The organism is Halomonas sp. NCCP-2165 (assembly GCF_023708045.1).
GTDB classification, from domain to species: domain Bacteria; phylum Pseudomonadota; class Gammaproteobacteria; order Pseudomonadales; family Halomonadaceae; genus Bisbaumannia; species Bisbaumannia pacifica.
In genome coordinates this window covers 176,298-187,085 of record NZ_BRCY01000004.1, presented here as the reverse complement: position 1 = coordinate 187,085, position 10,788 = coordinate 176,298, and the positions used below count along the sequence as shown (strand labels likewise).

The window sequence follows — 10,788 nt, the reverse complement described above, 5'->3', positions numbered from 1 at the left end:
CCCCCTGTGCCTGGCCATCGCCCTGCTCGGCGCCAGCCCCCTGGTGCTGGCCGAGTCGACCCAGGACCTCGACACCCTGGAGATCACCGCCGAGCGCCTGGCCGCCGACCGGGTGGTCGATGAGGCGGATATCGAGCGTCACCAGGCCAATGACCTGAGGGACACCTTCGCCGGCCAGCCCGAGGTGGCGGTGGGCGGCGGCATCGGCATCGCCCAGAAGGTCTATGTGCGCGGCCTGGAAGATACCCAGCTCAATGTCTCCATCGATGGCGCCACCCAGGCCGGTACCCTCTTCCACCATAGCGGCCGCCTGGCGGTAGACCCGGAGCTGCTCAAGCGGGTCGAGGTGGACACCGGCGCCGGACGCGCCACCGCCGGGGCCGGGGCCCTGGGTGGGGCGATCCGCTTCGTCACCAAGGACCCGGAGGACCTGCTGCGCGACGGCGAGCGCCTCGGCACCCTGATCAACCTGGGCAGCTTCTCCAACGGCGAGGGCTTTCGCGCCAGCACCACCCTCTTCGGCCGCTTCACCGACGACTGGAGCGGCATGGTCTCGCTGCGCCAGAGCGACCAGGACGAGTACGAGGACGGCGACGGCAACCGCATCGACGGCACCGACTCCACCCAGGAGCTGGGCCTGTTCAAGCTGGTGGGCCGGCTGGGCGGCGGCCAGACCCTGCGCCTGAGCCATGAGATCCGCACCGACGAGGGCACCCGCCCCCAGCGCCCCCAATGGGCCATCAGCGGCTTCAACTCCCTCTATCAGCTGGACGGCCGTCGCGAGACCACCACCCTCAACTACGGCCTGGCCCCCGCCGACACCCCCTGGCTCGACCTGGACTTCACCCTCTACCACAACGAGTCGGAGATCGAGCAGAACGTGGTCGACCGCTGGGGGCGCTACTTCGGCTTCACCCGCAGCACCGGCGGCGACCTGCGCAACACCAGCCGCCTGGGCGCCCATACCCTCACCTATGGCGTCGACCACCGCCGCGACCGGGTCAACGCCGGCGGCGAGGACGACCCGCGGGCCGAGCAGGAGTCGGGCCGGGTGACCGGCGTCTATGTGCAGGACGACTACCAGATCACCGAGGACCTGCTGCTGAGTGCCGGGCTGCGCTACGACCACTACCGCCTCACCGACGCCAATGATCAGCGCTTCCGCGAGGAAGCCGTCAGCCCCAACGCCAACCTCCGCTGGCAGGCCCTCGACGGCCTGACCCTGCACGCCGGCTATGCCGAGGCCTTCCGCGGTCCCAGCACCCGCGACACCTTCAAGATCGATCGCGCCCAGAATGCCCCGGGGCTGCGCGGCGAGACGGCCCGCAACACCGAGGTCGGCTTCGACTATGTCCTCGGCGACCTGACCCTGGCGGGGGAGGTGTACCGCTCCACCATCGAGGACGCCGTCGCCGACCGCCTGTTCGGCCCGACGATCTACGACAACATCGGCGACCTGGAATCCGACGGCTACCGCCTCGAGGCGCGCTACCAGTGGGGCGCCCTCCACGCCGGCCTGGGCTTCCACCACAACGACGCCACCCTGGACGGCGATCCCCTCACCGTCTACGAGCACAACCTGATGGGCAACACCATCGGCGACACCTGGGTCGCCGACCTGAGCTACCAGTGGAGCCCGAGCCTGGAGTTCGGCTGGCGCGGCCGCTTCGTCGAGGGCATCGACGGCCTGGAGACCTCGGTGGGCCGCATCGACAAGCCGGGCTATGGCGTCCACGACGTCTTCGTCCACTGGTTGCCCACCGACAACGAGGACCTGCGCCTGACCCTGGCGGTGCACAACCTCACCGATCGCCAGTACCTGGATCACGCCAGCAATGCCGACTTCCAGCATATCCCCGGCTACGAGGGGGTGGTGGGCCTGCCGGAACCGGGCCGCGATGTGCGCCTGGGCCTGGTGATGCGCTTCTAATCTCACAACCCTCCCCTCCGGGCCCGGCCATGTGCCGGGCCCGCCGTTTTTCGTAAGGAGATCCCGAGATGCCAAGCATAAATGCCCGTGTCCCCACCCCCGAGGCCGGCCGGCTGATCCAGCGGCTGTGCAAGCACTTTCGCCACAAGATCGACGCCGAGTGGGATGCCCACCAGGGCCACCTGCGCTTCTCCATCGGCGAGTGCCGGCTCGACGCCGAGCCGGAGGTCCTGCGCCTGCGCTGCGACGCGGCCTCGGCGAAGGAGCTGACGGAGCTCGGTGAGGTGGTGGCCTCGCACCTGGTACGCTTCGCCGGCGATGCCGCCGAAGCGGTCGAGTGGCAGGCGACGGCCTGAGCCGACGCTCGAGCCACGAAAAAAACCACACGCCACGAAAAACGCCCCCCAGGCATGGCCTGGGGGGCGTTTTCGTATGGCTCTCTGACGGCCTAGGCCAGGGCGGCCAGGGCCCGCGAAGAGGCCGAGAGGCGCCGGCGCAGCCGCGCCTGGTCCTCGGCGAGGACCCGATAACAGTCGGAGCCGAACCACTCCAGAGAGACGTCCATCGGCTCGCGACACCCCGCCAGCCAGTCGAGCAGCGGGCCATAGTCGCAGGCCCCTTCCAGCACCGGCACCATGCCGTCCCGGCTCCCCGCCGGGGAGTAGACGTTGGCCGGGGCGAAGACCGACAGCCGCTCGTGGCGGTCGATGTTCTTGAGGTGGAAGTGACGTACCCAGGGCGCCAGCTCGCGCAGCGCCGCCAGCGGCTCGACCCCCGCCTCCCAGACGTGCAGCACATCGAAGTTCACCCCCAGGTCGGGGTGATCCACGGCCTCGAGCAGCTCGCGAGTCACCTCGGGATGATCCGCCAGGGTATTGGGGTGGGTCTCCACCACCAGGGTCTGCCCCTCGGCGGCCACGCACTCGGTGAGTCGGCGCAGGCGGCGCGCCAGGTCGCGTCGCTCGCCCCGATCCAGGGCGGCGCTGGGGCGATGGCCGGCGAAGGTGCGCAGCTTGCCGGCCCCCCAGTGGCGGGCCAGCCGGCACAACCGCCGGGTATGCGCCAGGGCCTCGCCCTCGTCGCCCTCCAGGGGCAGGTAGTCGCTGAGCATAGGCACCACGAGCCCATGGCGGCGCAGCGCCGCGGCCTCGTCCCGGGGTGACTCGCTCAGGTGCCGGGCGTGGACGCCCCACAGCTCGATGCCGTCGAAGCCGGTATCGGCCGCCCAGGCGCCGAGCTCCGGCAGGGAGACCAGGTGGTGACGAAACGAGATGGTGCACAGATGCAGCCGGATCATGACGGGAGCTCCTCGGCGGGGGTGGGTCGGGACGCGACAGGGTCACTGGCGGGGTCACTGGCCTGCCACCAGGCATCGAAGAGCCGCTGCAGCTCGGCCTTGATGCGAAACTCCCGGGCGTCCTGCTCGTCCAGCAGCGCCTCGACGCCGGCGGCCAGCGCCGTCTCGCCGCTCATCACCAGCTTCATGGCGCGGTACTGGAGGCGGGTATAGGTCTTGACCAGGGCCTCGATCTCCTCGCACCAGGCCTCGAAGGCGTCATCGCCCTCCGCCTGGCGGCCCTGCTCCTCCAGCAGCCAGGCGAAGGCGTGCTCGTAAGCGTACTTGCGGATCGCCATCACCGGGATCTCGCGGAAGGCCAGGGTCAGGTGGGCCAGCGGCTGGCTCGCCTGGGGACCGACATGGGCGCGGAAGATGCCGCGCAGGGCATCGGTAAAGGGGTTCTCGTGGCGTTTCATGCACTGGCGGAAGTAGGCCGCCACCGTCTCCCGGGGGGTATGGCGCACCTCCAGGCCGTCGAAGTGGAAGCCCCCGGCGGCGGCCGGCGAGCGCACCGCCTCGAGGATGCGCGCCTTGGGCAGCTCGCCCTCCCAGCGGAAGTCCGGGTCGCACATGAACCAGGTCTCGGGGTCGGCGGTGGCCTCCAGCATCACGTAGTGGGGAAAGGGGTTCTGGTGGAACTTGTTCTCCCGCTCCGGCAGCCGGTACATGTCGAGCATCACCATCACCTGGCGGTCCGCCGGGCGGGTCTCCACCAGCTCCACCAGGTGGGCGATATTGGCCTCCTTGTCCTGGTCGTGGTCATACCACGGCGCGATGCGGATGCCGTAGAGCAGTTGGTACCAGTCGCGGAAGCCCTCGTGGCGGGTATGCGGCGAGTGGTAGGAGAGCACCTGGTCGGCGTCCACCGAGAAGTCGGCGTCCCAGACCCCGAAGTAGAAGGGGCGGTGATCCACCCCCGGGGTGCGCTTGATCAGTTCGCAGACGCAGCTGACGAAACAGTGCACCTTGATCATAAGGCCGCCTCCCGCTGCCACTGGTCGAGCCGGGCCACCAGGTCGTCGACCCGGCGCAGCTCCTCGCCGATCACCGCCTCCTCGGGAATCGCCAGGCCGTGCTCCAGCTCCAGGTGCACCAGCAGCTGCAGCAGCATGATGGAGTCCAGGGCCAGGTCCTCGTTGAGGCGGGCCTCGGGGGCGAAGCGCGACAGCTCGGCCTGGGGCAGATGGCGCGCCAGGGTGTCGGCGATGGCCGCCCGCAGCCGCGCCTCGCCACTAGCGGACGCGAGGGTCATGTCGCTATTCATGCCACCACCTCCTCGGCCAGCCGACGCCGGCTGATCTTGCCATTGGGCAGCTTGGCGATCTCCGCCACCTGCTCCAGCAGCATGGGCACCTGATGGGGGGCGAGCCGCTCGCGGCACCAGCGCCGCAGGGCCTCGCCGTCCAGCGGCTCGTCGGCCACGAAGTGCAGGCAGACCCGCTCCCCGGCATAGGCGTCCGGGCGCTTGAAGGCCACCGCCTCGGTGATCCGCGGATGGCGCAGGAAGGCATCCTCCACGTCGCCGGGGTAGACGTTGATGCCCGCCACATTGATGGTGTCGTCGAGGCGTGCCAGGAAGTGCAGCCGGCCCTGGGCATCGAGGTATCCCAGGTCGCGGGTGGCGATCGTGCCCTCCCCCGGCACGCCGACGCGGATCTCCGCCGGCGCCTCGGCGGAGAAGCCCGCGCTGACCTCCAGATGGGCCAGGGGGCGCCCCATCAGCCCCGGCGTCTCGGCCCGGGCGGCGATGGCGATGCAGCCCGCCTCGGAGCAGCCGTACTGCTGGCAGACCCGCTCGACCCGGGCGCTCAGGGTCTCGAGCAGCGGCCCCGGCAGCGCCGCCCCGGAGAGCATCAGGGTGTGCAGGCGCTGCTCCGGGGGCAGCATGCGCACCAGCAGGCTGACCAGGGTGGGGGCGGCATAGAGCAGGTGCCGGGGGTGGTCGCGCAGGGTGGCGAGGATGGCGCGCGGGTTGAGGTTGGTGACGACACGCGGCACCACCCCGCGAGACAGCCCGGCCAGGACCCCGCAGATCAGCCCGTAGGAGTGGGTGACCGGGCAGGCGACGATGGGGGTCAGCCCCTCGGCCTCGGGGAAACCGGCGACATAGCTCTCCAGCTCCCGGTCGATGGCGGCCCAGGCCCGGGCGATCGGCTTGGGGCGCCCGGTGGTGCCGGAGCTGAGCTGGATCAGCTCGCCGCCCGGGGCCGGCTCGCGGCGCGGTGCCACCTCGTCCAGGGCCTCCAGTTCGCCCTCGCCGTGCAGCAGGTGTTGGCAGCCGGTCTCCCGGGCCAGGGTCCGGGCCGCCTCCAGGGGCGTGGCCGGGTGAATGGGCAGCACGCTGCCGCCCTTCGCCTTGAGGTGCAGGCACAGGGCCAGCCACTGGCCGCTGTCCTTGAGGCAGACGGCCAGGCGCCGACCCCGGGGCTCGGCGATGGCCGGGTAGTGACTCAGGGCCGCGACGGCGCGCTCGACGTCGTCGCGGCCATAGGGGGTGGCATCCACCACGTAGAGGGGATCGGAAAGTGTCACGTTAACCTCGATGATCGGTGGGCTAATGGGGAAGATCGGCATCCGCCAGGGGATTGGCGATGCGGTGATGGCACTCCGGGGCCTCGGGGCCACGGAGCTTGCGGGTGATCAGGGCCTCGGCGGCGATCCACGGGCGGCGGTGGCCGAGGTGGGCCAGGCGCGCCGCCAGCTCGGGATGGCGCCGGGCATAGGCGGCGAGGCAGTCGCTCACCGCTTGCCAGAAGCGCGCCTCGGGGAGGCCGTAATGGGTCTCCAGGGCCAGGGCCAGCTCGCTGAGGTGGTAGACGAAGAGGGTGTCCATCACCAGCTCGCGCAGCGCCTCCACCGCCCCCATGCGGTAGTAGCGATCGTCGGGGGCCGCGTCGTAGTCCGCCTGGCGGTCACCGAGGCAGGGCCCCCTGGCGCCCTCGGGCAGGAAGGCCTCGACGTACTCCACGCTGTCGTGGAAGTCGCGCAGCAGCAGTGCCACCGGCCAGCCGTCGCGGACCACCAGCAGGGCGTTCTGGGCATGCGCCTCCACGGCGATGCCGTGGGCCGCCAGCAGGTGCCAGACCGGCAGCACCAGGGCGCGGATCAGCGCCGCCAGCCAGGCCTCGAGGCCGTGACGCTCGATCCAGGGGGAGATAAAGGGCCGACCGTCCGCCTCCACGGCGAAGAGCGCATTGCCGGGCACCGCCCGCTCGCCGTCCGCCAGCCGGCAAGCGATGCCGTCGCGCCAGATCGCCCCCAGCTCGCCGGCCAGGGCCGCCTGTTCCGCGGGGCGCTCGGGGTGGCCGGTGTAGAGCATCCCGGCGTACTCCTCCAGCAGGCGCAGGGGGTAGTCCGTGGCGAAGCGCGGGTCGCCGTCGAGGGTGTCGCGCAGCCAGCGGGAGATCGCCGGCGCCGAGGGCACCGAGTGGGGCTCCAGGTGGCGCCGGGCGGAGGTATTGCCGATGCCCAGGGGCAACTTGACGCAGGCCCGCCCCGGGCGGTCGGCGTTGAACAGCGAGCGCAGCGACTGGCTGGGCCGATAGGCATCGCCCAGCGTGCCCAGGGCGCGCACCTCGCCCCGGGCCAGGGCCGGCGCCAGGGCGCCCTCGCGCAGCTGGCGCCACTGCCAGGGATGCACCGGCAGGACGGCGTGGCGACGCGGATCGCCGCCGCTCGCTGCCAGGGCGGCCCACAGCGCCCGGCTCGTCTCAACACCCAATTCGCGCTCCCAGAAGGTCGCCTCCGCCTCGGGCAGCCGGGCCAGGCAATGCTCGCGAGGCACGGCGAGCCAGTACAGGGCGAAGGCGCGCCCCGACTCGGGGCCGAAGCGCGTCTGATCCTCGGCATCGAAGCCGAGCCGCGCCTTGAAACAGGGGTGATAGGGGTGGCCCTCGTGGAGGGCGCTATCCAGGGCCTCGGCGGCCAGGTCGCGGCGCTGCGCCACGGTCGGGCAGGCGGCGGAATGGCGCAGGGTCGCCTCCAGCTCGGCGAGCAACACGCAGCGGCATTCCAGGCTCGCCGGCAACTGGCCGACCAGGCCCTCGAGGCTCACCGCCACCGCCCGCCCCTGGCGGCTCAGGCCGAGGCTCTTGATCGCCAGCTGGACCCGGCCGAAGCCACGCACCCGGCCCCGACAGCGCCCCTCCCACTGCCCCAGGGAGAAACTCAGCCACCCCCAGCCGCCTCGCGCCGGGGGCTCCAGTCGATAGGTCAGTACCCCCTCGAAGAGCAGCGCTTCCAGCAACTGGCGGATCACCCGCCAGCGCAGCGCCTCAGGCGACCGCATGGCAAGCCTCCGCGGCGAGGGGCTGCCGACTCGCGTGCAGGGGATTGGCGATGCGGGTGTAGACCGCCATCTCCAGCTCCGCCTCCAGCTCGTCCACGTCCTGCACCCGGGTCAGCAGGTTGCCCTTGTAGGGCAGCCGCGCCTCCTCCAGCAACCGGCTCACCAGCGGCCGGGCCGGGCCGCTAAGCCGCGTCCGCCAACGCACCAGGGCTTCGCGCAGCAGCGCCAGCGCCTCCTCCTCGGCGAGCAGGCCGTCCTGGCCGAGTCGGGCGATCACCGCGAACAGCTGGTTGGCCACCAGGTAGTAGCAGAAGCGGTCGCGGATCATGTCATCGGCATAGAAAAGCTCCGGCGTGCGGGCCAGCGCCGGGCACAGCGACGTCAGCGCCTCGCGGCGGCTCGCCGAGAGGTAGTAGCCCTGGTTGTCGCGGTAGTAGAAGGCGGTGGGATAGCCCGCACTGAGGTCGAGCAGGCCGTTCTGCTGATGGGCCTCCAGGGCGATGCCGTGGGCATCGTAGAGGCGCAGGGCCGGGGCGATGGCACAGCTCAGGTAGTGGCGGAACCAGTCGCGGCTCACCGCGGCCAGGCCGCGCCCCTCGTTGAGGGCCAGGCCCTCGATCAGCGCCTGCAGCCGCGAGGGCCGTCCCTCCAGGGGCTCCTGGGTCAGGGCCGCCACGGCAATCGCGGCGCCATCGCGGCCCCGGGTAAAGGGGTTCTCGCGCAGGATCGTCTCGAAGCCGCTCTCGCGCAGCCCCGGCAGCCTAACGCTGAGGTAGGCGGGGTCCTGCAGGAAGCGAAAGCGCGGCTCGGCGTCGGCGAAGCCGGTGGCCCGGATCAGCTGCGCCATCACCAGGCCGGCCTCCAGCTCGTGGGCCTTGTTGACCCGCAGGGAGTTGGTCACCCGCACCGGAATCGAGAACTTGAGCATCCACGGCGACGCCTCGTGATAGAGGGTGCGCACCGAGGAGGTGGCGGTGAAGTGCGGCCCCCGCTCGCCCAGGGAGCGGATCTCGCCACGCGCCATGGCCGCCAGCACCGCCGGCTGGGCCAGCAGCCACTGGGCCTGGAGGGGATGGGCCGGCACCGGCAGATGCGCTTCGGGCAGCGGCGGCAGGGCCTCGCCCAGCAGCGCGGCCACCAACTCGGTGGCGGGGGCGACGCCGTGACTGCCCTGGACGACGAGGTCGCGGTGGACCGAGAAGAGATGCAGCGGGAAGCGTCCGGCCAGCTCCGGCGCATAGCGCTCGTGCTGCCAATCCGCCAGGCCCTGGCGACTCTTGGGGGTGGGATGGGCCACATGGCCGAACAGCAGCGACTGCTCGGCATCGATGAAGCGCTCCGAGACCAGCCGCGGGTCCTGGCGTCGCGCCGCCACATAGCGGGCCATGACCCGCTGGCTATCGAGGAGCCGGTAGCGCAGCTCCAGCTCCCGGCTGCGGCGCAGTTCCGGCAGCATGCCGCCGCCCCGGGCATAGAGCTCGGTGACCAGCAGGTCGATGGCCGCGGCGGGAGTCAGTCGCACCCAGCCCTGCCCCGGCCGGCACGCCCAGGCCTGGCCCAGCCGATGCCGTCCGGCCAGGGAGCGGTAACTCACCTCCACCGCCAGTTCGGCCTCGCGGGTGGTCAGCCGCAGCGCCTGCGGCGGCCCCTCGGCGGCGCCATCGACCCAGCGGCCGCCATCCACCTCCCGGAGATAGCAGTGCAGGAAGGCCTGGAAACTGGCCTGTTCGGCGATAGCCCGTGCGGACGGTCCCATAGTGTTGCCCCATGACGAGAGTCTGGGGACAACACTAAATGAGAAGCATGCGCAAATGTATCGAGTTTACAACTTTTACACTCCGGCGGGCTCGCCGGGCAGTAGCCGCCGGGGCCGGAAGCGTAGGAAGAGGCTCAGGGCCAGGCCGAAGGTCAGCCACTCCGCCAGGGGCAGGGCCAGCAGCAGCGGCCACTCCGGGCGCAGGGTGGCAATCAAGACCAGCAGCGCCGCCGGCAGCACCAGGCTGCGGGAGAGGGCCACCGCGGCGGAGGGCAGCGGTCGGTGCATGGCGGTCAGGTAGACCGACAGCAGCACGTTGAGGCCATTGATCAGGAACAGCGGCCAGAGGATCGCCAGGAACTGGTCGGCGAGCCGCGCGGTGGCCAGGTCGGCGCCATCCAGGAAGAGCCTTACCAGGGCCCCGCCCTGCCACCAGACCGCCGCCACCAGCACCAGGCCGAGGCTCAGGATCACGCTGGCCCCGCAGCCCATGAAGGTGCGAATGCGCCGGGCATTGCCGGCGCCCAGGTTATGGCTGACCAGCACATGCATGGCATCGGAGATGCCGTAGAAGACCATCAGGCTGAGGAAGATCAGGTAGTTGACCACGGTAAAGGCGGCCACCCCGGTGACCCCCTGGCTGTTCATCAGCAGCCAGTTGATCAGCAGCATCACCAGCCCCACCGAGGCCTCGTTGATCCACTCCGAGACGCCGTTGGCACCGGCCTTGAGCACCTCGCCCCAGTGGCGCTGGCGGGGCGAGAAGCGCAGCCGCCGCCCGCGGCGGGCGAAGTAGCCCAGCAGCACGGCGAGCTGCAGGCCCTGGGCCAGGCCGGTGGCCAGGGCCGCGCCGCCCAGCCCCTGCCCCAGGTAGCCCACCAGCAGGGCATCGAGCAGGATATTGGCGCCGGCCCCGGCGACCAGGGCCGCGGTGGCCAGCCCCGGGAAGCCGTCCACCCGCACGAAGTAGTAAAGCACCAGGGTCACCAGCTGCACCACCAACACCCAGAGCATGATCAGGAAGTACTCGGACATCAGCGGGTAGAGCTCGGGGGCGGCGCCGAGCAGCCGATAGAGGGGCTCGTGGAAGCGCAGGCAGAGCAACGCCGCCGCCAGCGCCAGCCCCAGGGTGGCGATCAGGCACTTGCTGAAGGTCGCCGAGGCCGCCGCCGGATCGCCCTCCCCCAGGGCCTTGCCGGCGCGCACCGTGCCGCCGATGGCTAGCGCCAGGGCCAGGCCGAAGAGCACGGCGAAGTAGGGAATCAGCAGGTTGAGGGCCGCCAGGGCATCGGCCCCGGCGAAATTGCCGATAAAGATGCCGTCGACGATATTGGCGGTGGTCAACGCCAACAGCCCCGCCACCGAGGGCAGGGCATAGCGCCAGAAGACCGGCCAGTGGGGGCCGCTCAGGATGGGGTCGGGATGGCGCGGGGCCGCGTCGTCCATGCACGCTCCTTGATCACGAGGCCCCGGCG

Annotated in this window: 9 protein-coding genes; 2 read left to right on the top strand and 7 right to left on the bottom strand. The window is 71.1% G+C overall.

Going from position 1 to position 10,788, the window contains the following annotated elements; genetic code table 11:
• Together NFU04_RS03785 and NFU04_RS03780 are read left to right on the top strand one after the other, a co-directional pair.
• Nucleotides 1-1,930 (top strand): TonB-dependent receptor domain-containing protein (locus NFU04_RS03785; RefSeq protein ID WP_251308166.1); only part of this gene is annotated, 1,930 nt, incomplete at its 5' end.
• A 68-nt stretch (nt 1,931-1,998) separates the two neighbouring features.
• Nucleotides 1,999-2,286 (top strand): DUF2218 domain-containing protein, encoded by a 288-nt coding sequence (locus tag NFU04_RS03780; RefSeq protein WP_251308165.1) that lies wholly within the window; start codon nt 1,999-2,001, stop codon nt 2,284-2,286.
• Between the two features lie 92 nt (nt 2,287-2,378).
• Here the strand turns inward: NFU04_RS03780 and NFU04_RS03775 are convergent, their stop codons facing one another.
• The 7 genes from NFU04_RS03775 to NFU04_RS16340 all read right to left on the bottom strand — a co-directional run bounded on the left by NFU04_RS03775 (nt 2,379) and on the right by NFU04_RS16340 (nt 10,759).
• On the bottom strand, nt 2,379-3,227 hold the full coding sequence (locus tag NFU04_RS03775; protein ID WP_251308164.1) for a sugar phosphate isomerase/epimerase family protein: 849 nt from the start codon (nt 3,225-3,227) through the stop codon (nt 2,379-2,381).
• A complete protein-coding gene (locus NFU04_RS03770; RefSeq protein ID WP_251308163.1) occupies nt 3,224-4,243 on the bottom strand; it encodes a DUF6005 family protein in 1,020 nt (339 codons plus the stop codon). The genes NFU04_RS03775 and NFU04_RS03770 overlap by 4 nt, the downstream gene beginning before the upstream one ends.
• Nucleotides 4,240-4,533, bottom strand: a complete 294-nt coding sequence (locus tag NFU04_RS03765; protein WP_251308162.1) for a phosphopantetheine-binding protein — start codon at nt 4,531-4,533, stop codon at nt 4,240-4,242. The genes NFU04_RS03770 and NFU04_RS03765 overlap by 4 nt, the downstream gene beginning before the upstream one ends.
• Nucleotides 4,530-5,801: an AMP-binding protein gene (locus NFU04_RS03760; protein ID WP_251308161.1), complete on the bottom strand. Its 1,272-nt coding sequence runs from the start codon at nt 5,799-5,801 to the stop codon at nt 4,530-4,532. The genes NFU04_RS03765 and NFU04_RS03760 overlap by 4 nt, the downstream gene beginning before the upstream one ends.
• Before the next feature lie 22 nt (nt 5,802-5,823).
• Nucleotides 5,824-7,557, bottom strand: coding sequence for an IucA/IucC family protein (locus tag NFU04_RS03755; protein WP_251308160.1), 1,734 nt, complete (start codon nt 7,555-7,557; stop codon nt 5,824-5,826).
• Nucleotides 7,544-9,313, bottom strand: a complete 1,770-nt coding sequence (locus tag NFU04_RS03750) for an IucA/IucC family protein (RefSeq protein ID WP_251308159.1) — start codon at nt 9,311-9,313, stop codon at nt 7,544-7,546. The genes NFU04_RS03755 and NFU04_RS03750 overlap by 14 nt, the downstream gene beginning before the upstream one ends.
• 75 nt (nt 9,314-9,388) lie before the next feature.
• Nucleotides 9,389-10,759: an MATE family efflux transporter gene (locus NFU04_RS16340; RefSeq protein ID WP_285835111.1), complete on the bottom strand. Its 1,371-nt coding sequence runs from the start codon at nt 10,757-10,759 to the stop codon at nt 9,389-9,391.
• Nucleotides 10,760-10,788: the final 29 nt, after the last annotated feature.